This is a genomic window from Streptomyces turgidiscabies Car8, from assembly GCF_000331005.1.
In the GTDB taxonomy this organism is placed as follows: domain Bacteria; phylum Actinomycetota; class Actinomycetes; order Streptomycetales; family Streptomycetaceae; genus Streptomyces; species Streptomyces turgidiscabies.
In genome coordinates this window covers 247,629-271,838 of record NZ_AEJB01000361.1, presented here as the reverse complement: position 1 = coordinate 271,838, position 24,210 = coordinate 247,629, and the positions used below count along the sequence as shown (strand labels likewise).

30 protein-coding genes are annotated in these 24,210 nt (G+C 68.9%); 19 read left to right on the top strand and 11 right to left on the bottom strand.

Annotated elements, in window-relative coordinates; all coding sequences use genetic code 11:
- Positions 1-390: 390 nt before the first annotated feature.
- The 13 genes from STRTUCAR8_RS25225 to STRTUCAR8_RS25170 all read left to right on the top strand — a co-directional run bounded on the left by STRTUCAR8_RS25225 (position 391) and on the right by STRTUCAR8_RS25170 (position 9,581).
- On the top strand, positions 391-849 hold the full coding sequence (locus tag STRTUCAR8_RS25225) for a hypothetical protein (protein ID WP_006378653.1): 459 nt from the start codon (positions 391-393) through the stop codon (positions 847-849).
- Positions 850-1,081: 232 nt separating this feature from the next.
- The gene (locus STRTUCAR8_RS52705; protein ID WP_006378601.1) at positions 1,082-1,372 is read left to right on the top strand and encodes a hypothetical protein; all 291 of its coding nucleotides are present in this window, start codon (positions 1,082-1,084) and stop codon (positions 1,370-1,372) included.
- Between the two features lie 5 nt (positions 1,373-1,377).
- A complete protein-coding gene (locus STRTUCAR8_RS25220) occupies positions 1,378-1,908 on the top strand; it encodes a hypothetical protein (protein ID WP_006379214.1) in 531 nt (176 codons plus the stop codon).
- Positions 1,909-2,212: 304 nt separating this feature from the next.
- Entirely contained in the window at positions 2,213-2,476 is a 264-nt protein-coding gene (locus STRTUCAR8_RS25215; RefSeq protein ID WP_006379099.1) for a hypothetical protein, read from the top strand.
- Between the two features lie 55 nt (positions 2,477-2,531).
- Positions 2,532-3,056, top strand: coding sequence for a hypothetical protein (locus STRTUCAR8_RS25210; RefSeq protein ID WP_006378993.1), 525 nt, complete (start codon positions 2,532-2,534; stop codon positions 3,054-3,056).
- A gap of 10 nt (positions 3,057-3,066) precedes the next feature.
- Positions 3,067-3,378 carry a Panacea domain-containing protein gene (locus STRTUCAR8_RS48785; RefSeq protein WP_006378608.1) on the top strand — a complete coding sequence of 104 codons (312 nt, stop codon included), beginning with the start codon at positions 3,067-3,069 and terminating at the stop codon, positions 3,376-3,378.
- 26 nt (positions 3,379-3,404) lie between these two features.
- Entirely contained in the window at positions 3,405-4,025 is a 621-nt protein-coding gene (locus STRTUCAR8_RS25200; RefSeq protein WP_006379037.1) for a hypothetical protein, read from the top strand.
- A 523-nt stretch (positions 4,026-4,548) separates the two neighbouring features.
- Positions 4,549-5,136, top strand: a complete 588-nt coding sequence (locus STRTUCAR8_RS25195) for a hypothetical protein (RefSeq protein ID WP_006378684.1) — start codon at positions 4,549-4,551, stop codon at positions 5,134-5,136.
- A 68-nt stretch (positions 5,137-5,204) separates the two neighbouring features.
- Positions 5,205-5,735, top strand: coding sequence for a hypothetical protein (locus tag STRTUCAR8_RS25190; protein WP_006378844.1), 531 nt, complete (start codon positions 5,205-5,207; stop codon positions 5,733-5,735).
- Positions 5,736-5,857: 122 nt separating this feature from the next.
- Positions 5,858-7,000, top strand: coding sequence for a hypothetical protein (locus tag STRTUCAR8_RS25185; RefSeq protein ID WP_006378872.1), 1,143 nt, complete (start codon positions 5,858-5,860; stop codon positions 6,998-7,000).
- A gap of 190 nt (positions 7,001-7,190) precedes the next feature.
- The gene (locus tag STRTUCAR8_RS25180) at positions 7,191-7,742 is read left to right on the top strand and encodes a hypothetical protein (protein ID WP_006378654.1); all 552 of its coding nucleotides are present in this window, start codon (positions 7,191-7,193) and stop codon (positions 7,740-7,742) included.
- 1,115 nt (positions 7,743-8,857) lie between these two features.
- Positions 8,858-9,040, top strand: a complete 183-nt coding sequence (locus STRTUCAR8_RS25175) for a hypothetical protein (RefSeq protein WP_006378617.1) — start codon at positions 8,858-8,860, stop codon at positions 9,038-9,040.
- Positions 9,041-9,152: 112 nt separating this feature from the next.
- Complete coding sequence (locus STRTUCAR8_RS25170) at positions 9,153-9,581, top strand: hypothetical protein (protein WP_006378629.1); 429 nt, start codon at positions 9,153-9,155, stop codon at positions 9,579-9,581.
- A 34-nt stretch (positions 9,582-9,615) separates the two neighbouring features.
- Here STRTUCAR8_RS25170 and STRTUCAR8_RS25165 read toward each other — a convergent pair whose 3' ends face one another.
- Both STRTUCAR8_RS25165 and STRTUCAR8_RS25160 read right to left on the bottom strand, forming a co-directional pair.
- On the bottom strand, positions 9,616-9,807 hold the full coding sequence (locus STRTUCAR8_RS25165) for a hypothetical protein (RefSeq protein ID WP_100247666.1): 192 nt from the start codon (positions 9,805-9,807) through the stop codon (positions 9,616-9,618).
- A gap of 58 nt (positions 9,808-9,865) precedes the next feature.
- A complete protein-coding gene (locus STRTUCAR8_RS25160; protein WP_078507307.1) occupies positions 9,866-10,012 on the bottom strand; it encodes a GntR family transcriptional regulator in 147 nt (48 codons plus the stop codon).
- 61 nt (positions 10,013-10,073) lie between these two features.
- On the opposite strand from STRTUCAR8_RS25160, the gene STRTUCAR8_RS25155 reads away from it, so the two are divergent.
- From STRTUCAR8_RS25155 to STRTUCAR8_RS25130, 6 genes are all read left to right on the top strand, one after another.
- Entirely contained in the window at positions 10,074-10,976 is a 903-nt protein-coding gene (locus tag STRTUCAR8_RS25155; protein WP_006379025.1) for a hypothetical protein, read from the top strand.
- 183 nt (positions 10,977-11,159) lie between these two features.
- On the top strand, positions 11,160-11,438 hold the full coding sequence (locus STRTUCAR8_RS25150; RefSeq protein ID WP_006378948.1) for a hypothetical protein: 279 nt from the start codon (positions 11,160-11,162) through the stop codon (positions 11,436-11,438).
- Between the two features lie 234 nt (positions 11,439-11,672).
- The gene (locus STRTUCAR8_RS25145) at positions 11,673-12,227 is read left to right on the top strand and encodes a hypothetical protein (protein WP_006378689.1); all 555 of its coding nucleotides are present in this window, start codon (positions 11,673-11,675) and stop codon (positions 12,225-12,227) included.
- On the top strand, positions 12,224-12,493 hold the full coding sequence (locus tag STRTUCAR8_RS25140; protein ID WP_006379183.1) for a hypothetical protein: 270 nt from the start codon (positions 12,224-12,226) through the stop codon (positions 12,491-12,493). Before STRTUCAR8_RS25145 ends, STRTUCAR8_RS25140 begins: the two co-directional genes overlap by 4 nt.
- Positions 12,494-12,671: 178 nt before the next feature.
- The gene (locus tag STRTUCAR8_RS25135; RefSeq protein ID WP_006378747.1) at positions 12,672-13,967 is read left to right on the top strand and encodes an ISAs1-like element IS1629 family transposase; all 1,296 of its coding nucleotides are present in this window, start codon (positions 12,672-12,674) and stop codon (positions 13,965-13,967) included.
- A 37-nt stretch (positions 13,968-14,004) separates the two neighbouring features.
- The gene (locus tag STRTUCAR8_RS25130; RefSeq protein WP_006378837.1) at positions 14,005-14,268 is read left to right on the top strand and encodes a hypothetical protein; all 264 of its coding nucleotides are present in this window, start codon (positions 14,005-14,007) and stop codon (positions 14,266-14,268) included.
- Positions 14,269-14,351: 83 nt separating this feature from the next.
- Here STRTUCAR8_RS25130 and STRTUCAR8_RS51365 read toward each other — a convergent pair whose 3' ends face one another.
- The 9 genes from STRTUCAR8_RS51365 to STRTUCAR8_RS52695 all read right to left on the bottom strand — a co-directional run bounded on the left by STRTUCAR8_RS51365 (position 14,352) and on the right by STRTUCAR8_RS52695 (position 23,423).
- A complete protein-coding gene (locus STRTUCAR8_RS51365; protein ID WP_006378863.1) occupies positions 14,352-14,681 on the bottom strand; it encodes a recombinase family protein in 330 nt (109 codons plus the stop codon).
- 311 nt (positions 14,682-14,992) lie between these two features.
- Complete coding sequence (locus STRTUCAR8_RS52700) at positions 14,993-15,169, bottom strand: hypothetical protein (RefSeq protein WP_006378656.1); 177 nt, start codon at positions 15,167-15,169, stop codon at positions 14,993-14,995.
- A gap of 324 nt (positions 15,170-15,493) precedes the next feature.
- A complete protein-coding gene (locus STRTUCAR8_RS25120; protein WP_006377767.1) occupies positions 15,494-16,321 on the bottom strand; it encodes an IS5/IS1182 family transposase in 828 nt (275 codons plus the stop codon).
- A gap of 137 nt (positions 16,322-16,458) precedes the next feature.
- Positions 16,459-20,103: a serine/threonine-protein kinase gene (locus STRTUCAR8_RS25115; RefSeq protein WP_044472799.1), complete on the bottom strand. Its 3,645-nt coding sequence runs from the start codon at positions 20,101-20,103 to the stop codon at positions 16,459-16,461.
- Positions 20,104-20,293: 190 nt separating this feature from the next.
- On the bottom strand, positions 20,294-20,659 hold the full coding sequence (locus tag STRTUCAR8_RS25110; protein ID WP_006379295.1) for a hypothetical protein: 366 nt from the start codon (positions 20,657-20,659) through the stop codon (positions 20,294-20,296).
- Positions 20,656-21,414, bottom strand: coding sequence for an N-6 DNA methylase (locus tag STRTUCAR8_RS25105; protein WP_006378577.1), 759 nt, complete (start codon positions 21,412-21,414; stop codon positions 20,656-20,658). Before STRTUCAR8_RS25105 ends, STRTUCAR8_RS25110 begins: the two co-directional genes overlap by 4 nt.
- On the bottom strand, positions 21,411-21,632 hold the full coding sequence (locus tag STRTUCAR8_RS25100; RefSeq protein WP_006378670.1) for a hypothetical protein: 222 nt from the start codon (positions 21,630-21,632) through the stop codon (positions 21,411-21,413). The genes STRTUCAR8_RS25105 and STRTUCAR8_RS25100 overlap by 4 nt, the downstream gene beginning before the upstream one ends.
- On the bottom strand, positions 21,632-22,930 hold the full coding sequence (locus tag STRTUCAR8_RS25095) for a ParM/StbA family protein (protein ID WP_006378820.1): 1,299 nt from the start codon (positions 22,928-22,930) through the stop codon (positions 21,632-21,634). Before STRTUCAR8_RS25095 ends, STRTUCAR8_RS25100 begins: the two co-directional genes overlap by 1 nt.
- A 58-nt stretch (positions 22,931-22,988) precedes the next feature.
- Positions 22,989-23,423 carry a hypothetical protein gene (locus STRTUCAR8_RS52695; RefSeq protein ID WP_158697447.1) on the bottom strand — a complete coding sequence of 145 codons (435 nt, stop codon included), beginning with the start codon at positions 23,421-23,423 and terminating at the stop codon, positions 22,989-22,991.
- Between the last annotated feature and the right edge of the window lie 787 nt (positions 23,424-24,210).

Sequence of the window (24,210 nt, the reverse complement as noted above, 5' to 3'; positions counted from 1 at the left end):
ACTGCAGCTGATACCTGCGGTGCTCCCCTGGAGATCTCCGCGGCTCCGGCTTCCCCAGCACCCCGGTGCGCGCTCTGCCTTCGGGCAGCAGCTGCGCCGGGGTGCTGTGTTTTTTCTTCTTCGTGGCTCGTCTTATTCGTCCCGTGGAGGCAGTGAGCATGTGATCAGCGGAGCTGATCCGGATCTGGCGTTGAAGAACATCCTCGTCGCGTCAGGAGCCGAGCCATGGACTGCCCGAACTGCGCCATCGACATGGAGTTGAACGCCCACGGCGTCCGCGCCGGCAAGAAGGCCGAACAGGTCACGCACACGTGTTCCGAGTGCGGCTACAGCGAGACGCGCTGAGCGACTCCTCCTTCCCTCCGCCTGCAAAGAGACAGGAACAGCATCGTGTACGAGAAGCCCGACCTGGACACCCCGCTCGCCGGCCTGCGCAGCGCCTTCGCCACCGAGATCGCCGCGCTCGCCAAGAAGCACAAGAACTCCGTCCGGGCACAGACCGTCACGAGGACCGGCCACACCGTCCTGTTCACCGGCATGTGGGGTGACCACGTCGGTGCCATCGAGATCACCGCCCCGGACGGCCAGAGAATCCGCCGCGCCGACGGCTGGAAGATCGGCAAGACCGCGAAGGTCGCCGTGTCCCTCTGGGACGAGATGGAGCAGGACAGGGCCAGGGCGGCCGAGCGCGAGCGCCTCGTGGGCCTCAAGTGCGTGAGCATCACCTCCGCGGACGTCACCGGCCAGACGCACGGCAGGGAAACCGGCAGATATCACCTCACGACCGAGCAGCTCGCGCAGGTGCTCGCGCTGGCCGAACGCCTGGCTGCCGCGAACGCGACTGAGTGAAAGCGGGAAGCGCACCGCGCACAGCGCCCTGACCACCGCCGGTCACCGCTTGCGGGGCTTGCCGACCGCCGCTGCGCGGTGCCTCACCCACCATGGGCCGCACCGGCCCGTCCCCGCCGGACACCGCACGCCGAAGCCGCAGGTCCCGGCAGGCAGGCCGCATTGAGGCCCGTTCTGGACCAACCTCGCCCGACTGCATACCGCCCACCTTCCCCACCCCGCCGCTACCGGTGTGGGGGAGTGCACCCAACCGCTCCTCCGCATCGGCCGCGTCCTCCTTGACCCGACCGGGGACCCGGCACCTGAGGGGAGGAGTTGCGCCCCCACCTCTTCCCCGGAACGGCATCGGCGCCGGGATGTCGGCCACTGGCTGACGAAGCCGGACGACCTCGTTCACCAGGACCTTGCTGCCCTGGAGGCCGCACGCATCTACGGCGTGCGCGGCGAGCTCGACGAGGTCGCCTTCTTCGAACCCATGCCGGCGGCCCGGGCCCAGCACAAGCCACTGACCAAGGAGTACTGACCACCATGAGTTTCCTCAGCCGCATCGGCCTCATCGAGACCGAAGAACAGGAGCGGGCCCGGCTGGCCCAGGCCCCCGAAGGCTCGATCAACCACTACCTGTCCACGCTGCCCGTGACCATCGAAGAGTGGCCCAAGGACCTGCTCGTCGAACTGCCGTGGGAGCCACCGCGCACTGACCGGCCCTACCGCGTTGTCGTGGTGCCGATCGAGTTCCGGAAGGACGCTCTGCCTGAAGGCGTCGAGGAGGAGCCGCTGCCGCGCAAGCTCCACTCCGGCTCCTGGACCTGCGCCGTGGTGTTCTCCGACCACCCGAGCTACCCGGTCGGCGGCTACCGCATCGTCGTCTCGGCCGCCGAGATTGCCCGCGGCCGGAAGGTCGACCTCGCGGGGTACCGGGCGCCGTTGTCATCCGAAAGCTCCCGCCCTGAATCCCCGGGCAAGCAGCCCCCGTCCGAGTCGCGCGGTCACCCCTTCGCCGCCGGCGGCGCCCCCAAGACCGCGGCCGGCCGCAAGATCTCGGAGGCCCCGTCGTGACCGACGCCCAGATTCCCCAGGACGACGGCATCCAGGTCGAGAACGTTGCCGCGGTCCGCTGTGAGGACAGTGGCGAACTCCGGCAACTACTTCGGGCGCGGACCACCATCGGCAAATCCCGCCGCGAACCACCAGCGAAACCGAAACCCCCACCACCGCCCGGACACCAGCCCGGCGCCTGGCCGTCAGGCAGCAGCCCACCCGGGCCAGCACCCGAACGCAGCCTCCCGCCCGAAGCCTGGGCCGATGCCGTCCGCCGATACCACGCCGAACAACGGGGCCAAATCGATGAGGAGGATTCCCAATGACGTTGTCCACCGTCAGCGATGAGCAGAAAATCGCCGCCGTCCACCGGCTGAGCGTGATGTCCGAGCGGCACCCCGAGCTGAAACGCCGCGTGGCGGACGCCCGGCTCGAACTCGCTGCCGTCATTCTCGCCATGGACGCCGTCGACGAGCGCATCCCGGCGGGGGAGAAGATCCACTCCCTCCAGGAGCAGGCCGCCGTCGAACAAGCGAAGAACGCCCATGCCCAGGCCCTGGCAGACCTCCTGCGAGGCGAGCGCTGAGCCGCACCGGCTCGTCCCCGCAACCATCACCGAACCGCGCAGAGGAGGCCCCGTCATGCCCGATGCACCCGAATACACGCCCCGCAGCGTCTACACGCTGGAACCGCATGCTGATCTTGTGACCGTCGAGAACGGATACATTCCGATCGAGGCCATCGCCGAGCGCGTCTACGGCAAGCCGTACAGCTCGCTGCGCGGATGCCAGCGGGACGACGAGCACATCGGCAATGACAGCGTGAAGCTCTACGAGCTGACCTCCGACGAGGACTACCTGCAGGCACTCGACGACCTCGACAACGCCGAGATCGACCTGGGCCGGGACTCCCGCACCGGCGAGAGAGCCTTCAAGACCGGTATGACGGCGCTGGACTACTGGCTGAGCATCCGCGTCGCCGACGAGAACACACCAGCCACCGTCGAGGCGAACCCGCCGGCGGCGCAAGACCTCGAGAACGCCGTGTTCGAAAACCGGTTCTTCGCCGATCGCGCCTTTTCGCCGTCGCTGCGACTGGTCCTCGCCGACTTCATCCGTCGCGGCGAAGTGCCGCGTGGCGACTACCTGTTCCGGCACTGGTGGTGAGCGAAGCGGAATGAAGGCTGGAACCATCGCTCAGGCTCAGACATCTGCCTTCGGCGTCGCCGAGTACATCCGGCAGAAGCACGCCGCGGCCGAGCCCGATCGGCCGGCGATGACCGCGATGAAGCTCCAGAAGGTCGTCTACTACTGCCAGGCCTGGTATCTCGCCTGGGAGGGCAGAGCCTCCTTCCCGGAAGCGATCCGGGCCTGGGCCTCCGGGCCCGTCTGCCCTGCGCTCTACGAGCTGCACCAGGGCCACTTCGAGATCGAGGGCGGCTTCTTCGCCAAGCGGCTGTGCGTGCGCAGCAACCTCGGAACCGCCTGAGCACCAGCAGAAAGAGAGAGACCCCCATGTACAACATCCCCTTACGCAGGCGCTCGCTCCTTCGCGGCTGGGGGATCGCGATCACGGCCGTCGCCGCCCTGGTCGCGAGCCTGGTCATCTGGGGCAACCAGATGAGAAGCCAGGAAGCTCAGGACCGCGCCGCCATGGCCAACACGAAGATCGTCTACGCCGCGGACCCCGTACTGAGGCTCGCCCAGCGCGCCGACGGCAGCTACTACAGGGCCACGACCTTCTCGGAGTATTCGTCCGACATCAGCTTCGACTTCACGACGGTCCAGGACCAGGGCGTCGTCGTGCCCGGCACGGTGACCACCCAGGAGCAGAGGCCGACGGGCTTCCTCTGGTACCAGAAGACCTTGGCCAACGACATCACGGTCCGGATCATCGATCCGCACGAGGCGGACCGGACGCCGCGGCTGGAGCGGCTGCGCTGCACAGTCCAGCCCATCGACCCTTCGAAGCCGAGCTACACCGGAGACCCGCACGACAGGAGTCGGCTGAAGATCGGGCCCGACCAGGAAGGCACGGACGCAGGAAGCCTGAGTGGTCTCTTCTCGAACGGCGGCCAGCAGCTGTGCCAGGACCGGATCACGATACTCGTGCCGGACGGCAGCATTCAGCCGTAGCCGACTGAGGCTCACCTCTGGGCGTCGGCAGGTGAATTCAGCGAAGCCTCCGCCGGCTGAGCATGATGCTCGCCGGGCGGGGGTCTCTCTCTTTCTGCCGGATCAGTGGAGCTGATCCGGTCCGGTCTTCGAAAGATCACGTCCACGCCAGGAGTACGGCCGTGACCCAGGCTCTCGAATCCACTGGTCCCTGGCAGACAAGACCTTCACCGCCCCCCGGTCCGGGCGCCCTCGTCAACTGCTCCGGATCACGTGGCAACGCCGAGCCCGCGCCGGTCGAGCAGACGCGCACCGGGACCGTCGATGACGCCGCGACGTCGCGACCTGCGCGCCGCTCCGGCCACGCAACCGCCGCGCGCCGTGAGCGTCCGCGCGTGGATGCCTCAGGCCCGCTGCGCCCCGACAGCCACCGGCGACGGCGCCCCCTCTTCTGACGCACCCGCACCGCCGGCACGCCGGTAGCCCGTTCGAGCCGGTCCGGAAGCACTCAACACCCCCACCCCATCGACAAAAGAGGCACACCATGACCTCTCGGCCCCACGACCTGACCAAGACCGCCCCCGCCGACGAGGAGCGCACCGGCACCATCCTCAAGGCCGCGCTCGCGGCGCACTGCGTCACATTCCGGGTGGTCCCGTGGCGTTCCCTGCTCGGCGCTTCCCTGGTGACCACCGCCCCCGGACAACCGGGCGTGTGGATCGACGCCCACTCCTACCCCGACCGGTGCTGGGCGTCTGGCTACGACGTGCCGATCGCCGGACTGTTCGGATTCAGCGCCGTCATCACCGACAACTTCAACACCCGCCACATTCACCGCAACTTCACCGAGGCACCGGCCGGCATCACCGACCCGCACGCCGCAGCGGACGCCATGGCTGCCGACGTGGCCGCCCACCTGCACACCTATCCGTCCCTGACCGGCGCGCAGTGGGTCACCATCGCCTCTCACCCGGCCAGCCGCACCGAGTACCGGGAAGCCGTCACCGTGCACGGCACATGGGCACACGTCTCCTCAACCACCGGCTACACCACCGGCCCCAGTCTGGACACCGACCGCGTGTGGGAGGCCTATCAGCGACGTCTGGCGGACCTCACGGCCGAACCCCGCTGACCCGCGACCGGTCGCCCCTGCCGTGTGACCGACCAGCGCGCGGTCCAACCTCCGGAAGAAGCACTTGAATGAGCACCACGACCGAGACCCGCACTTGTCTGCACTGCGCCCGCGACATCGAGTGGATCGAGGCCGACGGGCAAGGCACCTGGTATGACGTGTCAAACCAGGCCGGATGCCCCGACGGCGAAACCCTGCACGCCCCCGAGTCCTTCTGCGGGTGGTGCGACGACACCGGCCTGATCGAGATCCGCCACGCGTCCACGGACGGCCTGATCGGGCACCGGCCGTGCGACAACCCGGCGTGTGTGGCACGCGGTGAGGAGCGTGCCGCGCGGGCGGCCGAGCGGCACACCGGCGAAATGGTGATCGGGGATGAGGAGTTCGTCCCCCAGGTGTGCGCAGAGTGCGGCTTTGGCGGCTACACCCCTGTACCCGGCCTGTTCAGCCACGGTCAGCCGGTCTACGTGTGCACGGTGCGCGGCTGCGGCTACAAGGCCGGACGCGGCGCTTTCACGCTGGAGGACGGCGAGCGCCTGGCCGTGCACGACGACAGCCGCCTGTACGTCGTTCGTCCCTACGACGGCCCCCCGTTCTAAGACGCACAGCCCCCAACCGGATCACAACCGGCGCCCCGAGCAAGACGGAGCGGGGACACCGGACCCGCGCTGACCGGCGCAGGGTCCCCGACAACGGAGCAATCCCGGAAGGAACCCCTAGCATGACCACGCAGGCTCGCAGCATCGTTCGGGAGATTGTCACCCGCTCGTACCGTCGGTACACCCCGACCAACGGCCGTGCGCCGCAGGGCACCGAGTACGGCGTAGACGGCTGGCTGTTCGACCTGCCCGGCGAGAACCTCAACGGCCGCCGGTTCCCACAGGCCACGTATGCCGCCTACCAGGTGTCGGAACACGGGATGTTGTTCTGGCAGGTGCGTGAAGTCGGCGGAGAGCGGCGGCAGTGCGGCAGCCACAGCACCACCCGTAAGGGCGCGCTCGCGCTCGTGGTCGGGCACGTGGCCACCCAGCGGGAGAAGGCCGCCGCCGCGCCCGAGTCGGCCGCGCCGGCGACTCGCGGTCAGAGCGCCCGTGCGCGCGGCACCGCGTGGCGCCTGGCCTCCGAGGACGGCGAGCGTTCCCAGGTGTCGGCCGACATGACCGAGCGGATGCGTGCGGGCCAGCTCGCCGCCTTGCCGACCGTCGCGGAAATCCGGATGGCGTACCCGCTCGCCGGTGGGGGCGGAACGCTGCGGCTGATGACCTCCGAGGGCGGGACGGCGGAACGCCACATGATCCCGCTCACGGAGCGGGGCGCGGCCGGTCGGGAGAACGACCCGGCCGGGATCTACCTGGACGCCATCACCGACGGCGCGAACACGGAAGGACTGAAGACCGCCGCCGGCTGGCACCTGATGCGGCTCGGCTTCAACTACGCGCGCGGCGCGGCCTGGGCGCCGTACACCGGTAGCGCGAGCAGCGAGGCGCAGTGGAAGGAGTGGGCGCCGATGCTGCCCGACGGGCACCGTTGGCCGCACACGGTGCGCGTCGCCATCGTGCCGACCGCCGAACACCTCGCCTACATAGACCGCGCGTACGGTCCCGCGCCGGAACTGTCGGACCTTCCGGACGGTGTGAGCGCGCACCCGTCCGGCCCGCGTTCCTGGCAGATCAGCTACGCCAACCGCCGGTTCTGGCAGCTCTCCTACCGGCCCCGTATGGGCGGCGACGTGTGGACCCTGTACGCCGACCCGACCCGTACCAAGTGCCTCGCCACGGTCGACAACCCTGGCGAACTCCTCGCCACCATCCCCGACCGTGACGCCGAAGCACAGTCCCGCGCGGCGGCCCGCAAGGGCTACTGAGACAAGGGCCTCGACCGCTGGTACGAGGCCGCGGCTGTGTATGTCGGCCCGGACTCGGTCACCCCTGTGGAGACCGCAGCCGCCTGACCCACCACCACCCTCTCCCCGGCCCCGAATGGGCCCGGGGGAACGACTTCCGCGATCCGCGGGAGCCTGAACCACACGCCCCTACGCCCCGGGAGGCGCCTCCGTGACCACCGACCCGCGCGCCCTCCAGCTCGCCAAGAACATGCACCGCCTCGCCCGAGAGAAGGCGACGAAGCTTCCCGAGTGGAAGGACCTGCCGCTCTCGGAGCGCGAGAAGGCCACCACGGAAGCCCGGCTCTGGCTGCGCGCCGCCGTTGAGGCCGGGATCGCCCCGCTTGCCGACGGGCCGGCCGACTGCTCGCAGCCCGCTGTGCCGCGTCCGGTGGCTGGGGAAGAGCGGCCCACCACCGCCGAGGCCGCCGCGGAACTCGGCATAACGCCGACCGCCTACCGTGCCGCCTCCCACCGTGCAGCCGTGGACCGCATCCGGGCCGCCGCGAAAGGTCTGTACGCCGGTGCCGGGGTCCGAGTCCTGGCCGCGCTGGATGCTGTCGAGGAGCAGCAGGCCGACGAGGAACCGATCACCGGCCCGCAGGACTGCGGTCACGACGACTACCACGACGGTCACCCGTGGCACGAGAAGCCGCACATCTGGTGCCCCGGCCACAGCTACAACGACGACACCGCCGTCGCCCAGCCCGGCAAGGAGGCCTGACCCATGGCCATGCACACCACCGAAACCGTCACCCGCACCATTCGCCGCTGGATCGTGCCCGCAGCCGAACCCTGGGGCGCAGCCTCCGACGACATCGGCAATGCGTAGGCCGCCGCCGAGCAGGGCTTCCGGACAGCGCACGGCATCCCGGCCGATGGGTCGGTGCCCGGCAACGCGTTGTGGTTTCACGTTGGCGACGACGAGATCGTCGTCCAGTTCGAGATCGAGGAGCCGCGCCCGGGATCGCCGCCCTGCTCGCCCACCTCGCCCTCCACGGCCGCCGTACACGGAACTGGAGAGCTCAAGTGATTGCAATGACCGAGAACCAGACCCGCACCCCCTACGACGCCGAGCACATCGCCATCGTCGAACTGGGCCACACGGTGTGGGCGCTGTACATCCCCAACCCCGACCAGGCCAAGAACCCCCGCGCCGTCGCAGACAACATCACGGCCCCCGAGCACGCGGACGTCGAAGTAGTCGCGACGGCTACACGTTGCTACAAGACCGAGGGGGCCACGGCGTCCGGCTGGTTCATCAGCAGCGGATCCGACTACGGCAGCGGGCTACCCCAACAAGCGCGCCATGCGCGAAGCCCTGCAGCATACCATCCACGGCTACTTCACCACCACCGAGCAGGAGAGACCAGCACCGTGACCGAGACCGCCCCCTCGCTACACGGTCAACCAACTCGGCAACGGCTACTTCGCGGTCCGCGACACCGTCACCAGCCTCGACGTGGCCACCACGACCAGCTGCTACGGCGCGCGGCACACCATCGGCTGTCTGGCCGACGGCACGATGGTCCTTGACTCTCTCGGCAAGGCCGTCGCTCAACAGTCGCGGCGAAGAAGCCCGTCATCGAGACCAGCGCCGACACCGGGGAGTACGGAGTCTTCGAAGACGGCGAGTGCATCGAAACTGGCTTCCACGGCGGGTACGGGCGCGTCGCCGCCGGAGCATCCGTCAAGGCCTACGTGGAAGACACCGCGAACGAAGGCCTCTCCTACGAGGTCAAGGAACTCTGCCCCGACCACGAGGAGCAGCCCAGGAACGGCTGCGAGGACTGACACGCCGAGCTGGCCGACGACAACGACGACGAGGACTGATCACCCATGGCAGTGGAACCCGAACGCCGCGATCGCTGGATCCGCAGTCTCGCAGAGGGGGCACGGCAGGAAGTCAGTGCCGCCCTGGGGCTCTTGGAGGGCGCCGACGACCCGGGCGTGAAGGAAGCGTTCCGGTCAGTGGTGGCGCAACTGGATCAGATCCACCGAGAGTTGCGGGACCTCGCGTGACATCCCCACGCACCTGCAACTCCTGCAATTGGTACGCCGACCGCAAAGGTGCCCGCCGCATGGACTCGCCGCAGATCATCGGGCCTGAGCCCTACGCGAACGGCACGGCCCCGTGATCGCGATCCTCCACACCCTGTGGGACGTGTCGGCCGCCTCCTACGCGGAGGCCAACGGCATCGACGAGGCGGACGTACCCCGCGAACTCGGCGGATACGTCAGTGCCTGCATCAACGACATCCCAGCCCTCGCAGACTCCGACGGATGGGCCCGCTGTCTGCACACGCCGGACTTGCCGGACCAGCTCGACGGCCGCGTCCGCCAACGAATCGACTGGCGCGTCGCCGCCACAGCCACCTCCTGGCTCGCAGCCCGAGGACTGGACCAGCAGACAGCACGGACAGACCTATTGGCGCACCTTGCGTGGGACCTCTATCACCTGCCGTCGATCTGCGTCACCGACGCAGTCATGACCGCCACCTACGCCGTGGATGGCCGCGAGACCCGGCGAGAGTTTCGCCCAGACGACCGACGTACTGCCTGAACCAGGCCCCGCCACCGCGCGGGGCTTCGGCGTGTCACGCCGCTTCGACGACGTCCCCGCGCTCCACATCCCGCAGCGCGGCGAGGAGACAGTGGTACTCCGCCCGCTGCGCATCCGTCAGCCGCAGCGTGGGATGCCCGCGCCCGTCAATCCACAACGCGCGGATCCGCTCATTCAGCTCCGCAGCAGACAGCGCGACGCCATCCGGCGGGGGAGAGAGGAACATGCCGTCGATCGTAGCCGCGAACACTGACAGCTGACTATGACTCGGGCGACTGCCCCACCTACGTCCCGCGCCCCTGGACCTTCCACACGACCCGCTCCTCGACGAGGACGTCAAGCCCCCGCCGCACCGTCGACCGGGCAATCCCGTACTCCTGCACCAGCCTTGTCTCCGACGCGATCGGCCGCCCGTATGCCACACCCGGCATTCCTGGGTCTCCCGATCCTGCGAGTGGCCGGAATCAACCCGCCTACAAAGTAAGGACACCGATGGCCACCGTCGAATTCACCCTGAAGGACATCCCCGCCTTGCGCCGTGCCGCGAAGTTCCTGCGCCGCACGGAACTGAACCTGCCGGACACGGCCGACTCCAAGACCCACGACGCCATCCTCATCTCCGCTCTACGGCTGGACGACCAGGCCGACGAGCTGGGCGGGCAGGCACCGGATCCGACCGTGAACAGGACCCGGCACCCGATCTTCAACCAACTCGTCGCCCCCGAGGCCAGCCGGCCCATGTTCCACGAGGAGGCGAATGCGCTCCTCGACGCCCACGAGGACGCGGTCCGGGCCGCCGCCGCGGTGGGCGCGCTCTTGCTCCAGGGCGCGATGCTCGCCATGCACCCGAAGACCGCGAACCCCCGGCACGGGTGCTGCGCGACGCCGAAGGTCTGCAAGGGGAAGCACTGGCCGGAGTGCCGGAGCAGTGAGCACACGATCGGCGGCGGGGATCCGTGGCCGTGCAAGTCGCTGCGCGCCGTCGGGATCAGCAGCGACACCGATGCCGACGCGGTACGCCAGGCCCTGGCCAAGCTGGAGCGGGATGCCGGGCGCGACGGCTACCCGAGCCGGAAGAAGGCGAACCGCGGCCGCGCCGTGCACGCCACCAGGCAGATGGACGACGGCATCGGCGACACCGGCGCGTGCGGCATGTACTTCCCGAGGGACACGGAGAGCAGCCTCGAGGACCCCGACACCGACGTGTCGTGCCAGGCATGCGTGAAGGCGCTCGCCCGGAAGGGGCGCGAGGAAGCCGAGGCCGCGTCCGCCGACGAGCCCGCGCACCGCTGCACGCTGCCGCCGAACCGCTTCCTGCCGTGCGGCTGCTGCCCGCACCAGGTCTGCGAGGACTGCGGCGACTGTGCCCACACGTGCGAGTGCGGCACCGGCTGAACCCCCGCCCAACCCGCCGGGGCCGCAGGCGAGTTGTGCCCCAACGGCCAGCCCCGCCCGGAGTGCTCCGAGAGCGACCCATGCGAGCCCTGCTGGCAGGACCAGCAGGCGGACGGCGACGCGATCGAGGCCAGCATGGACCTGCGCTGAACCCCGACCCCACGATGAACAGGAGCGTCGACCGTGTCCACATCATCCCAGAACCCGATCGGCATCCCCACGATCGTTGCCCGACGAGCCGTGGTCACCGACACCTTGCAGCTCACGGTGTCGACGATCCGCATCGCCCGCGACAATTACGCCACCGTCATCTTCGACGACAGCCCGGACAAGCGGCACAGCGGCAAGGTGGTCGGCGGCTACGTCATCGACTCCTCGTCGAAGCGCGCCCTCGACCGTGAGTCGGCCATGGATCAGCACCGCGAGGCTCTGATCGCGATCCGCGAGCCGGTGGCGTCATGAGCGCCCGCCCCGGATCCACCACCCCGGATGACACCAACCCCACCGCCGCCCTGACGCCGGCCACGGCCTGCGCTGGCCCGAACGGCCGGCCGCCCGCCGGTTGCTTGAACTCCGCAGAACCCCCGCCTGCTGAGCATGATGCTCGCCGGGCGGGGGCCTCTCCTTTTCTGCCTGATCAGCGGAGCTGATCCGGTCTGGTCTTCGAAAGATCACGTTCACGCCAGGAGTACAGCCATGAGCCAGCCCCTCGAACCCATTGATCCCCCACAGACGGAGCACATGCGCAGCCACTGCGTTCTGGACCTGGGGGCCGCGCACTGCCACTTGTGCTCCGAGACGACGGGGCGAGACGAGGTCTCCCCGGGACCGCACTGTCCGACGCGCGCCGTCGAGGCCGCCAAGGTCGCCTTCGAGGTGGCGGCGGGCTACGAGCACGCTGCGCCGGTGGTCCTGCACGCCAGCGAGTTCGCTGATGTTCATGGCGCAGTGAGTGCTGCGTTGCACGCACGCGCAGAGCAGATGCCGGAGCTGCCGCGGCACACGGTGCCCATTTCGGCGAGCTACAGCATCCGTGGCGCACACGCGGAGCTCGACGGCGTGACGTTCCCGTCTGTGGCCGGACTCACCACCGCCGTGATCACCGTCCGCACGGCCTCCCCGATCGACTGGCTGACGCTGATCCCCGTGATCAGCCAGATCTCCCATGAAGTCGAGAGCGCAGCCGAGGAACTGGACGACGCCTACGTCGCCGAGAAGATCTTCATCATCGAGGAAGGACCCAGCGCATGAACGCCACCACCAGCACCGCGGGTTCGACGTGGCGCGACGGCGCCGTCAAGACGATCGGCCGGGTCCTGCTCACCCTGATGATCGCGACGAACGTGATCGTCCTCGCGCCGGCTGCGGTCTTCTGCGTCATAACCGGCCAGTACACGCCGATCATCGTCAGCATCGCCTTCAGCGGCGTGTGCTGGTGGTTCCTCCTGCGTACCCTTCGGGCTCTTGCCGAGAAGCGCCGCGCGAAGAAGGCGCTCATGAGCGCGACCCAGAACTGAAACCGCAGTCCAGATTCGATCCGAAAGAAGCACGGCGCCATGAGCACCCAGGGCCCCGGCGTTTGCCCGGATCGCCCCGGCCTGGGCCGGTTGATCATGCTGGCGGGCCTCGGAAGCAGATGAACACGGCACCTGTGGATCATGGAGTTCTCTACGCTGCAAGATCCACGAAGGTGCCGTGTTCGTTCCTCCATCATCCCCTGCCGTCGTTCCCGTCTCTCCGGCGCCCCGCCTGGAGGCCCTCGGCTCGGATGCCGCGCGAGACCAAGTCCGCGGCCTGGTTGCCGAGTTCGAGTCGGTCACCGATCCTCGCGGGGCGTGCGGGGTGCGCTACCGGGTCTCCTCGCTGCTGGCCCTGGTGGTCTGTGCGATGACCCCGGCGGGCCATGACTCCATCACCGCGGCGGCGGAGTGGTGCCGACGTGCGACGCCTGAGGAACTGGCCGCTTTCGGTCTGCCCTACCATCCGTTGCGCGGCCGCTACCGGATCCCGAGCGAGAAGACCTTGCGCACCGTTCTGGGGCGGCTCGATCCCGGTGAGGTCAGCGCGGCCGGCTACGACCACCTGCGGCCCCTGCTGTCCACGGTGTCCCACTCTCCCGAGCCGCTCATGCCCGACGGCGGCATCGAACGCGAACAGCGCCGCGCCCACCGGGCGGCCGCCCGCGCCGAACCGGTGCGCTCCCGGCGCCGGGCCATCGCGGTGGACGGCAAGTGCCTGCGCAGTGCGAAGCGCCCGGACGGCAGCCGCGTCTTCGTGCTCTCCGCCGTCCGGCACGGCGACGGCATCACCCTCGCCTCCCGCGAGATCGGCGCGAAGACCAACGAAATCCCCGAGTTCCAACCCCTGCTCGACCAGCTCGACGACGCCGATCTCAAGGGGGCCGTCGTCACCGCCGACGCCCTCCACGCCCAACGCGACCACGCCACCTACCTGCACGAACGCGGCGCCCACTACCTGCTGACCATCAAGAACAACCAGCGCGGCCAAGCCCGTCAGCTCCACGCCCTGCCCTGGAAGGAGATCCCCGTCATCCACCGTGACGACGCCCGCGGCCACGGCCGCCACGAACAGCGTCTCGTCCAGGTCGTCACCGTCAACGGCCTGCTCTTTCCCCACGCGGCCCAGGTCCTGCGCATCCAGCGCAGACGCCGTCTCTACGGAGCGAAGAAGTGGTCCAGCGAGACCGTCTACGCCATCACCGACCTGCCCGCCGAGGAAGCGAGTGCCGCCGAGATCGCTTCATGGGCTCGCGGGCACTGGACCGTGGAGAACACCGTCCACTGGTGTCGGGATGTGACCTTCAACGAGGACAAGTCCCAGGTCAGGACCCACAACACGCCCTCAGTCCTCGCCGCCGTCCGCGACCTGATCCGCGGTGCGCTCAAGCTTGCCGGGTACGTCAACACCGCCGCCGGCCGCCGAGCCCACACCGAACGCACCCTCGTCCTCAGCCTCTACGGCATCACATGATCAAACCGGACGACCCGGGCAAACGCCGGGGCCCTGCATGAGCACCAGCACCATCAGCACGAATGATCTTGCGAACCTTCAGGCCGGCGACAAGGTCGTCGTCAAGAGCAGCCTCGACGAGAACGCCGGAGAGTCCATCTGCACGACCACCGTCCTCGACCGACGCAACGTCCCCGCAATCCCCGGCTGGGGAGGTCGGGAGGAAAAGACCTTGGTCCGACTGGGTAGTGGCTTCTGGTACGACCTGGCCACCGGGCTTCAGGACGACTCGGGGGCCACGCGCATCGAACGGTGTGCCTGACACCCACTCTGAACGCCGAAGATCCCCGTGGAGCGCACGTCTCCGCGGGGATCTTCTTTTCTCGCCGGCGGCCGGCGGTGCTCCTACTTTTCCAGCTTCCAGGCGTGCTCGTACTCGGCAGCGGCCATCATGAACTTCAGCGAGAACAGCCCCTTGGCGGGGGACTCCGTGAGACTGCGCAGCGTCGCACCTTTCGCGATGATCAGCTCAACGACGGCCCGTATCGCCTCGAGGGTCCGTCCGAGCCTGTCGTACCGCCACACGACGACTTCGTCGCCGGCCTGCAACTCCGCCACCAGCTCGCGCAGCCCGGGGCGGTCAGTGCCTGCGGTGGTTCCTGAGACGCCCTCGTCCGAGAAGTTCCGGATCGCGCCGACTGCCTCAGGAAGCTGAGGCCCTTTGGCGTGCCGCACCGGAAGGTGAGACGGAGCCCGGCATCGGTGACCACATCCATAGATGCACTGATTGGACGACGGGACTGTCGGCGACGTCCCGTCGAGGGCGGTGGAGGGCGGCCCTTGACCAGGGCGCGCGGTGAGGGCCGCCCGAAGCCCCACCGTCCTGTCAAGGCAAGGCGCGTACGACGGTAGTGCGCCCAGCCCCGCTATGCCTCCCAGACGCGTCAGCCGGGGGATGCGGTCCCGGAAGACACCGACTGACTCGTCCTTTCCGCACGGTCCCCCCGCGACGCCAGTGGTGCCCTGGGGCGAGCCCTCGCGGCCGTTCAGGCAGGGCTCTTGCTGCGTCGGTGTCGGGGACCGGGAAGTGAGCTGATGAGCTGCTCGCGACTCATCTTGGACCGCCTCGGGACCATCTGCTCGGCCCACTCGTACAACCCGGTCTTGCTCAGTTTCTGCAGTTCCGCCTTGCTCGTGCCGGTGACGCGGGAGCGGCTGGTCAACGCGTGAGCATGCTTCGGAGGGGCCTTTCTGGATGCCGTCTCATATCGCCCGAGCCATGACCGTGCTCCATCCTGTGCACCCAGCGCAAAGCCTGGGGTATCGCTCCTTCCTCCACGCTCGCACTGGTGCGTGCCCTTCGCGCGCCGGGCCGTGCTGGCGGGCGTCCGGCGGCGGCCCGCCCGTCCGGAGCCCCCAGTGCGGCGGGGAAGGAGTCCTGCCGGAATGGGGGGTGTCCGGCGGGGATGGGTATGCGGACGGAAGGGGACGGTGCCGGGTCAGTGAACTCTTCTCGGTAACGTCTCGTGACGTTTTGTGATCTTCGTTCAGGCGGTGCGGCCGTGTTCGAGCTGGAGCAGGACGAGGGCGGCTCGGGCGATGCGGGTGATGGCTGCAGGGTCGAGGCTGACCCTGCGCAGGGCCTTGAAAGTGACCTTCAGCAGGGCGTTGGCACGTTCGGCGACAGCGTGGACGCCTCGGATCACCGCGTTGAACGCCTGGTCGGGCTCGGCGAGTTCACCGCCCTTGGGCTTCTTGACCGGGTGGCGGAGGCCGGGCCCGGCGTTCTCGTAGCCGAGGTCGGTCAGGGTGGGGATGCCGAGGGTGGCGGCGAGCCGGTTCAGGGCGTCGACCAGTCCGTGGGCGCGGGCGCAGGTGGTGTCGTGCTCGCGGCCCGGGCGGACCGGGGAGACCCAGAGGGGCCAGCCATCCGGGGCGGCGATGACCTGCACGTTTCCTCCGTGGTGCTTGTGCTTGCCCGACCACCACAGGTCTGCGCCGTTGGGGCCGGCGGCGGCCACGCGGTCGGTGCGGATGACCGTGCCGTCCAGGTTGAGGTGGGTGTACCCGGCCGCCGCCGCCCTCTCCAGCGCGGTGGACAGATCGGGTGCGTGGTCGGCGAGCACCGTCAGCCCTTCGTGCAGGTAGCGGTAGGCGGTCGGTACCGAGATGCCGCTGTCCCGGGCAAGCTGGACCAGCCGGGTACCGTCGACGAACCAGCGCAGCACGAGCACCGCCTGCCGGAAGACGCCCAGAGCGCGAGTGCCCTTGCGGGTCCCGAGCTGCTCGCGATGCCCGCGCAGCAGCTTCGCGAGATGCTCGGCGGTCGCCCTGCGGACATCGAGCACGGCGGTGTAGGTGATACTGGACGCCACGTGGAGCCTCTGGTTGTACGGAACGTGATCTTCGCAGACCCGTTCCTACCAGGGGCTCCACTCACGTCTGACGCCGAGTCACCGTCCCGCCGTCCGGCATCATCACGCACCGCAACCGTCACGTTGCCGAGAAGACTTCAGTGACGGGCGGGTGATTGGTTCCATCCGGCCTTGGGTTCTGTGCCGTCGGCCAGCAGGGCGGCGAGGTGGTCGATGGTGGTGAAGGCGATCTGAGGATCGGTGGTGAAGGCGGCGGGATCGATGTTCCGGGTGACGAAGAGGGGTGTGACCGTCCAGTCCCGCGCTGTCTGGACGCCGCACGCCCGTGCTGCTGCCGCGGCATGGGCGCGAATCACTTCGGCCTTGGCCAGCAGCTTTTTTCGGTAGCCGGTGAACCGCCCGAGGTTCTGGGCGACCTTGTGGATGCCGACGGCGCGTTGGGGGTTCTTCGCCTCGATGACCCACAGCCGGCCCCGGGGGTCGGCGACGAGGAGGTCAACCTCACCGGGGAGGCCGGGTATGTCGGCGGCGGCCGCCGGCCCGCGGTCGAGGCGGGAGAGGTGGGGCAGGCCCGCGCGGGCTGCGGCCTGGGCGAGGTCGGTCTCGAGCTGGTTGTTCTGCTGCTGGCGATGGCGCTCTAGAAGGCCGGTCACCTTCGCGGGAGCGTCTGGGCGCGGCAGGCGTCCGTCAGCGAGACCGGCGGCGTACAGCTGCTGGGAGGTATGTACGAGCCAGGGCGCGATGATGATGCCGTCGTCGTGGGCGATCAGTGGGTGGGTGGTGGGGCGGATGCGGCGCTCGACCTCTGCATAGGCGTGGTCGAGGGAGCCGGCCGCGTTGGCCGGGTCGAGGACCAGCTGGTCGACGGCGGCCCGGGTCTGGGTTTCGGGCAGCTGGGACCAGGCTGCGGCCTCGCGGGCGAGGTCCTGGCGGCTGGTGAAGGCGGTTCCGTCCGGGCGGGTGGGCCAGTCGGCTGCGGTGGCGAGTACGGCGGCGAGCCCGTCGAGGCCGCAGCCCCAGCAGGCGGTGAGGTCGCGGTCGGCCTGAGCCAGGGTGCTGCCCGGTGGTGGGTTCAGGCGGGTGAAGGCGATCGGAGTGCGCCCGCCGCGGCGGGCGGTGAACAGTTCCTCGGGGGCAAGGGGTTGGGGATGGCTCTGGCGGGCACGGGCGAACCAGGCCTGTTCCTGGGCGTTGCGGTAGGCCGCGATGTCGAGTCCCAGATGTTCTGGGCTGTCGGCGCCTGACGTTGTGGTGGCGCCGTCGAGGGTGAAGACGCCGCTGGGATGGACGGTGAGGGTGGCCGGGTGCAGGCCGCGGCTGGCGGGGATGGCGACCAGCGCGGTGCGCAGGAGGAGTTCGGCCAGCGCGGTCAGTTCGGCCAGGGCGATGAGGTCGGTGGGTTTGTCGCCGGCGGGCGGGGTGATCAGGGCCTGCTGGATCAGCAGTTGCAGGGCGGTGGTGGTGGCGGCGCCGTCGGACTCCCGCCGCTCTGCCTCTTCCTGCCAGGGCTTTCCTCCGGCGTGAACCAGACCGGTCAGGGATTCCCGACGGCCCTCAGTGCGGGTGGCGAGCGCTGCGTTGAGGTGGCGGACCAGTGCGGGCACCAGGTCGGGACGGTGGGCGCGGAGCTGACCGGTGAGACCGTCTTCCAGGGCGGTCAGGAGCTGGCTGGCGTGTCCTTCGCGGCCCACAGCCTCGCGGCCGGTGAACGTGCCGGCCGGCAGGCCTGCGGCGCGCACCGCGTCGGCGGCGACGCGCAGCGCGCGGACACGCACATGAGGCGTGCTGCTCGGCAGGTAGTGGTGCGGGGCGGGCGGCGGTGCGTAGGGGTCGCCGGCGTACCAGGTGAGGATGGGGACCGCCGCGTCCCACGCGTTGCTGAAGTCCGCCTGATTGAGCCCGTTCTTGGCGCCGTGGGCGGTGCGGAGGCGGCCGATGGTGTGGTTGAGGACGAGGCCGAGGACACGGTGGCCGTCCTCCGTAAAGCGGGCCAGGAATAGCGGGTCGAGGACGAGGTCGATGCGAGCTGCTTCCTCGTCCAGGCCGATCTGTAGTGCCAGAGCATCGTCCGGAACCTCCGGCGCCAGGTCGGCGGCCGGACGGTGGGGCTGGAGGGTCTCGGTCAGATGCAGAAGGACCGGCCGGCGGTCGGGCAGGGTGGAGTGCTGGGTGAGGCTGGCGTCTGCGGCGAGGGTGCCCCGGATACCGTCGGCGAGTCCGGCCAAGGAGGCCTCGTCCAGCAGGGCCCGCTCGTCGCAGTCGAGCGTGGCGACGATGACGAGCGGCGGGTGCGTGCTGATGCAGGCCTTCACGATGCCTTCGTTGAGCCTCTGACGCAGGTCGGCCCACTGGCCATCGCCCTCGGATGCGGCGGCAAGGCGGCAGTCGGCCCAGTCGATCGCGGGCGGCAGTCCGGTCGCGGCCAGCAGATCGTCCGTGCGCGCCCACAGTGCCGCTCGCTCCCAGGAGACGTCCCACCCACACGGCTCCACCACCACGCCGCCCTCGCCGGCGGGGCCGGGCGGCAGAAGCGCTGCCTTCATGGACCAGGCCGTCCATGCGTCGAGGACGTCGTAGTACGCCACGGCGTCGCAACCGGGGTGCTCGGTGAGCTCCAGCACCCACAGCGCCACCTTCGTCAGGTCGCCGCCGGCCGCGGAGAAGATCTCGGTGAGCTCCTCGACGTGGACGTAGAGGGTGTCGGTGATCACCTCGCGACCCAGGAACCTCGGGCCGGCGTAGATCACGAGCCTCCCCGTACCAGCTGGTGCACTCGACAGCTCGGTGCGTGCCTTCTCCACCAGGACCGCCAGGTCATCGCCGAGGGTGGCAACGATCGCGATCTCCAGACGGTGGGACAACGAGCTGATCCGGCACACCTCCTCCGGCTCGGCCGGCGCGTGATCCAGACCGAGCAGGCCTGCCACGCGAGTGGCCGCGCGGCGCCGCAGCTGCATCAGGGCCTCGGGCGGCGCCGGGTGGGCGTCCAGCAGATCGGCGGCCGCCGCAGTGACGGCCTCCAAGGCGGTGGAGGCAGGCACGGGGACTGTCCGCTCGCCGTCCGAGATGAGCAGGGTGGGGCCGAGAAGAGGCAGTCCGGGGTCGTAGAGGAGGGGAAGTTCGTTGAGGTTCCGGGTGAGGTAGGCGAGCGCGGCCGTCGTCCGCTCCGGATCGTCGGCGGCCGCGGTAGTCAGATGGTCGATGCCGAGTCCGGCAGCTGCCGTGATCTCGGCCCCGCTTACCTCACACGTGATCTGCCCGCGCATCGGTTCGGCTTCGTCTGCCGGCGGCCAGGCCGCGGCGAGGCACGCGACGGTGTGGTCGGTGTGGCGCAGGGCGAGTTCGAGGACATCGTCGATGCCGAAGCCACGGACCTGGATCAGGTGGTTGTCCACGGCGTCGGCTGTGTCTCGCAGACTTCGCAGAACGGGGAGCGGATGGTCGAGGTCGCCGGGATGGACGAGGTACCGGCGACCCTTGAGCGTGAAGCGCACGGCATCGGCGGGGCTGTTCGGAAAGCGGTGCGTTGTGATGCCCCTGCGGGCGGCTTGGAGGGCCGCGTGAAGGAGGACGGGCAGGTCCCGTACGGTCGCGGCCCGCCCGTCCCGGGCCGGGGCCGCCAGAGAGCGGGCGAAGATGAGCAGGAGGTGCTCATGGAAGCGGGCGCAGCCTGGAGACTCAAGTGCCGCACGCAGCAGTGTAAGGACCGAAGCACTGGAGTACAGCTCCAGCGCCTGGTCCAGGACGCTGATGTCTTCCTGGCGACGGTCGTTGTCGGGCATCGGTCGCCTCTCCACGTTCGGGTGCCGGACACAGCCTGCCAGCGCCGAGGGAGACTGCACGCGGATTTCCTGCTCCGGAACCCGAGCAGGCGCACCCTGAGCTATGGCACGCAGGCGGCGGCAAGAGGGGGCGTCCGCGCAGGCACAGGACGCGGTGCCGCCGCCGCAGCTACCGGTTGTACGGGCTTGCCTACCGTTTCCGGAATACTTGTGCTGCCGAGGGCAGGGCCATGTCGAGCAGGGTGTCGATGGTCCGGCCGTCGAGACCGCTGTCCAGGTGGAAGGACCGGCCGAGCACTTCGCCGGTCTTGGAAGGATGCACACCCAGGCGCACACGGGTCTTGAGGCAGATGTCGCCGAGGATGGCTGCGGTCTCACCGGGTCGGTGCTGGATGTACCAGGTGAGGAGTTTCACCGCACCGGTGGACACGTCGGACACTGTGGTCTGCTCCGCCGTCCGGCCCCTCGCCGCCGACACCGCCAGCTGACACGCACGTGCATGCGCTTCGTCGCTCTCGACGTCAGAGAGATCGGTGTGTTCTTGCGTGATCGTCATCGCTGCACCTCCAGAGCATCAGCGGGTTTTTCGGGAGTCCCCTGAGGCGTGGTGATGATCAGCCGCCGTGATCCATTGACCGCCCGGGCCAGCCTGAGCTTCCGGCCCCAACCGCCCAGGACATGAGCGGGAGCGGGCCACGACTCGAAGGTCTCCAGCGTGAGGACGTCGCGACGGCGCACCACCGCCGGAATGTGCAGCAGCGTCAGATGGACGTAGATCATGTGCATGGCCTGCGGTGCTATGTCCTCTGCCGTCACGTGCAGCTGCGTCTGTGGGTTCAGGCCGTGCTCGAGCATCGCCTGCGACAGAGCAACTATGAACGCGCCCGCGCCGCAGCTGGGTTCATACACATTGGCGAAGCCGTCCCTCCGCACGTGCTCGACCACCGAGTCGATCTGCATCTCGGCCATCAGCTGGGCGATGTCGTAGGGCGTGTAGTACTGGCCGAGCCGCTCGTTGCCGAGCTCCAACTCCATGTAGAGGCGGCCGAGTACGTCGCAGGGCTCGCGCTCCATCTCCACGGTCACCAGCGCCAGGGCGTGCGCGAAGCGGTCCAGCTCTGTTCTGCTGTAGCGGCCGGCGATCTGGAGGTACTGCCCTTCGCGCACTCCCCAGGCCTCGCTCCCGCTGACGTCCACAGCGTTGCGCAGAGCCAGCGCCGCCATCTCGACGAAGCTGTCGAAGACTTCGCTCATACGCTTCGCGCCGGTGTTCGCCGCCAGCAACTTCACGATCTCGCGGTACCCGCTCATGCGCCCGGCTCGGGGCTGCTCTTCGAGCCGACCGCGAGGACTGCGGCGGAGCCCGGAAGCTCCTCATCCGACTTGAGCAGCTTCCGCCGGGCCTGCTCGCGAAGCAGAACCAAGGCCCCATCGCGGATGAACTCGAGCACGATTTCATCCGACAACTCGATGCGGCTGCTGATCTCTTCGACCTCGGCCTTCGAGGTCGCATCCAGTGCCTCACACATCAGGCCACCTCCTTACTGCGCTTGCCCGCGGACTTCGCGGCGAGGGCCTGCTGCTCGACGTGGCGCGCCGCGATGTACAGGCCCTCGCGGTTCAGGTGCCGCGAGTAGCTCGAGTCGAGGTAGAGCACGGGCACATCGCCCGCGGCCTTCAGCAGCGCCGGGTGCAGCAGATGCTTGATCGGGCCCGAGCCGCCGCCGTAGACGTAGACGACCTCGGTCGTCGCACCGGCCTGGGAGAGGACGTCGCCGAAGGAGGAGACGATCTCATCGACCAGGTAGCTCGCCTCGTCCTCGACGAAGCCGGCGGCGCGCTGGTGACGGTTCTTCACCAGCACCGACGGCTCCGCGTGGAGGAAGTCGGCCAGCTGCTTGCGCGAGGAGAACTGCAGCGTGGCGTCCGACTCGCTCATGCGCTCCATGGCGTTCATCAGCGCGGTGCCGTAGCCCTCGTCGAGGGTGTCGGCCGCCTCGGGGTTGAACCGGCCGTCGGTGAAGACCGGGAAGTTCACGGTGCCCTCGCCGACGTCGACGCCGATGGTGTTCTGCACCGCCACCAGATCGGAGGCAGAGACACCTTCCACGATGGACGCGTCACGGGCGCGCAGATCATCGAGCAGGGCCTGTGCGAGCGGCTCGCCCTTGTCGGTGATGGCGAACTGCGCGGAGGCACCCTCGGCCATCACCTGGACGTCGACGAACTGCAGACGCACCGAGACGGGAGTGCTGAAGTTCTTGATCGTCACCAGGTGCACCGTCGGATCCGCGCTGCCCAGCAGACCGATGAACTCGGCGGCGTAGGCATGGCGACGCGCGACGAACTCAGAGATCGGCAACGCCAGGCCGGCGCGCACCTGCACGCGCAGCTCATGATCGGGCAGCGCGCCGTTCTCGCGGACGTAGTCGCGCAGGGCCTTCGCGGCGAAGACACCCAGGACCAGAACCTTGCTCAGCTCCTGATCGGCCTTGGAGTGCTTGCCCAGCACCTCGAACTCGGTGAACTTCGAGCCGCGCACAGACAGCGCTGCGCGGCCGAAGATCCGGCGGTCCGACGCCGCCACCAGGGGAGTGGTGAGCGAGCAGTCGATCTGGTTGTAGAAGTCGCCGGCCAGCACGGAGGCCGCATCCGCGTCGGGGAGCGGCACCTTCGGCGAGGTGCGGGAAGTCGAGACGACCGCGCTGGGCAGATCGATCTCGTCGAAAGTCCCCTGCTTCGTGTTCTGGATGACGCCCTTGACATAGCCGTTGCCGACGTCGATGCCGCCGGTGAGAGTGATGGTGTCGTTGCTGTTGGCGCTCATGAATTCGGCCCCTCGGTGTCTGTGTTGTCTGCCTGGAAAATGAAATTCACCGCGTTACTCAGCGCCGAGTGCTCGCCATGATTTCGTCGATGGATGCCTGCTTCGGCGGTTCCGGCGGTGCGCTGGGGGCGTTTGCCGCGGGCTCCTCGGCCGTCTCAACCGGTGCGGGAACCGGCTCGGGCTGGGCTGACGGCGCTGGTGCTGTCTTCTCGACGACGGCGTCCGTGTCGACCTCGGCCTCGTCGGCGACTGCGGACTGCGGCTGAACCGGCCTGGCGGCCGGACGGCGATCGGTTGTGGCCTCGTCGTCCTCGTGCTGCTCGGTGCTCTCCAGTGGCGGCCGGCCGCGACGCGGCAGCTGATCGACGGGCTTGTAGAAGACATCGATGTATCCGTCGCGCTGAATGGACTCCCGAATGAGCAGTCGCAGCGACTGCGAGATGTTCTCCTGCCGATCGAGCCACTCGATCACCGAGGTGTCGGCAGCGGGCACGGTCCAGCGGACCTTGCGAGGTTCACCCGGCTGATTCGCCATTGCACTCACCTCGCCCCGCCACTCGCACCTGCGCTTCATCCGGTCGTTCGCCGGATGCCTCTCGCTCTGTCATATGGACTCACCGCCCTTCGCGTTTCCTCTCGAATGCGAATCAACGCGGGCTCACTCTAGTGCCCCTGTTGAGTCCTATGCAAGTCCTATTCGATACGCAAGAGAGACGCTGTCGGAGTCCCTATCGAGTACCGACAGGGACACTTGTGAGACACCCCCGTGCCTCCACCAGGGGCGACTGCGCGCAGGTCGCCGGCATCGTGCGCCTATGGGCCCCACCTGTGACGCGGCAAATGCTCACGCGGGACGCCTGCGAGACACCCGCGGTCACAACACTGATCCCGAGGAGCCGCATTGGAGTACGAATGAGGTCCCCTTGGCGTCCAGGTGGTGTCTCCTATGAGACGCAACCCGGTACCCCTGCACGGACGAGCCCTCGGAGGGCACCGTGTGCGACGCCGGGGCGCCACTGTTGGAGCGTGCACGAGACACCGTGAGGACGTGCACGGGACCCTGAGAGACCCAGCGGCAGCAGTAGGCGTCTTATGCGTGTCCCAGTCGCGTCCCCTGCGTGTCCCGATGAGTCACCTCGGAGACGCGCGAGAGACGCTGTTTCATGGGGCCGAAAAGCCTGTCTGTGCCCCTTGCCGAAGCCCGTCGGCAGGCGCGGCAGCGCAGCCACGGAAGGCCGGCGGAGCGAGCCAGCACAGCCGTCGGCGAGCCGTCAACACAG

Excerpts from the sequence above, each read along its gene's own strand:
- STRTUCAR8_RS25220 (WP_006379214.1), top strand. The coding sequence starts at position 1,378 with ATGAGTTTCCTCAGCCGCATCGGCCTCATCGAGACCGAAGAACAGGAG.
- STRTUCAR8_RS25215 (WP_006379099.1), top strand. The coding sequence starts at position 2,213 with ATGACGTTGTCCACCGTCAGCGATGAGCAGAAAATCGCCGCCGTCCAC.
- STRTUCAR8_RS25210 (WP_006378993.1), top strand. The coding sequence starts at position 2,532 with ATGCCCGATGCACCCGAATACACGCCCCGCAGCGTCTACACGCTGGAA.
- STRTUCAR8_RS48785 (WP_006378608.1), top strand. The coding sequence starts at position 3,067 with ATGAAGGCTGGAACCATCGCTCAGGCTCAGACATCTGCCTTCGGCGTC.
- STRTUCAR8_RS25200 (WP_006379037.1), top strand. The coding sequence starts at position 3,405 with ATGTACAACATCCCCTTACGCAGGCGCTCGCTCCTTCGCGGCTGGGGG.
- STRTUCAR8_RS25195 (WP_006378684.1), top strand. The coding sequence starts at position 4,549 with ATGACCTCTCGGCCCCACGACCTGACCAAGACCGCCCCCGCCGACGAG.
- STRTUCAR8_RS25190 (WP_006378844.1), top strand. The coding sequence starts at position 5,205 with ATGAGCACCACGACCGAGACCCGCACTTGTCTGCACTGCGCCCGCGAC.
- STRTUCAR8_RS25185 (WP_006378872.1), top strand. The coding sequence starts at position 5,858 with ATGACCACGCAGGCTCGCAGCATCGTTCGGGAGATTGTCACCCGCTCG.
- STRTUCAR8_RS25175 (WP_006378617.1), top strand. The coding sequence starts at position 8,858 with ATGGCAGTGGAACCCGAACGCCGCGATCGCTGGATCCGCAGTCTCGCA.
- STRTUCAR8_RS25165 (WP_100247666.1), bottom strand. The coding sequence starts at position 9,807 with ATGTTCCTCTCTCCCCCGCCGGATGGCGTCGCGCTGTCTGCTGCGGAG.
- STRTUCAR8_RS25160 (WP_078507307.1), bottom strand. The coding sequence starts at position 10,012 with ATGCCGGGTGTGGCATACGGGCGGCCGATCGCGTCGGAGACAAGGCTG.
- STRTUCAR8_RS25155 (WP_006379025.1), top strand. The coding sequence starts at position 10,074 with ATGGCCACCGTCGAATTCACCCTGAAGGACATCCCCGCCTTGCGCCGT.
- STRTUCAR8_RS25145 (WP_006378689.1), top strand. The coding sequence starts at position 11,673 with ATGAGCCAGCCCCTCGAACCCATTGATCCCCCACAGACGGAGCACATG.
- STRTUCAR8_RS25140 (WP_006379183.1), top strand. The coding sequence starts at position 12,224 with ATGAACGCCACCACCAGCACCGCGGGTTCGACGTGGCGCGACGGCGCC.
- STRTUCAR8_RS25130 (WP_006378837.1), top strand. The coding sequence starts at position 14,005 with ATGAGCACCAGCACCATCAGCACGAATGATCTTGCGAACCTTCAGGCC.
- STRTUCAR8_RS25115 (WP_044472799.1), bottom strand. The coding sequence starts at position 20,103 with ATGCCCGACAACGACCGTCGCCAGGAAGACATCAGCGTCCTGGACCAG.
- STRTUCAR8_RS25110 (WP_006379295.1), bottom strand. The coding sequence starts at position 20,659 with ATGACGATCACGCAAGAACACACCGATCTCTCTGACGTCGAGAGCGAC.
- STRTUCAR8_RS25105 (WP_006378577.1), bottom strand. The coding sequence starts at position 21,414 with ATGAGCGGGTACCGCGAGATCGTGAAGTTGCTGGCGGCGAACACCGGC.
- STRTUCAR8_RS25100 (WP_006378670.1), bottom strand. The coding sequence starts at position 21,632 with ATGTGTGAGGCACTGGATGCGACCTCGAAGGCCGAGGTCGAAGAGATC.
- STRTUCAR8_RS25095 (WP_006378820.1), bottom strand. The coding sequence starts at position 22,930 with ATGAGCGCCAACAGCAACGACACCATCACTCTCACCGGCGGCATCGAC.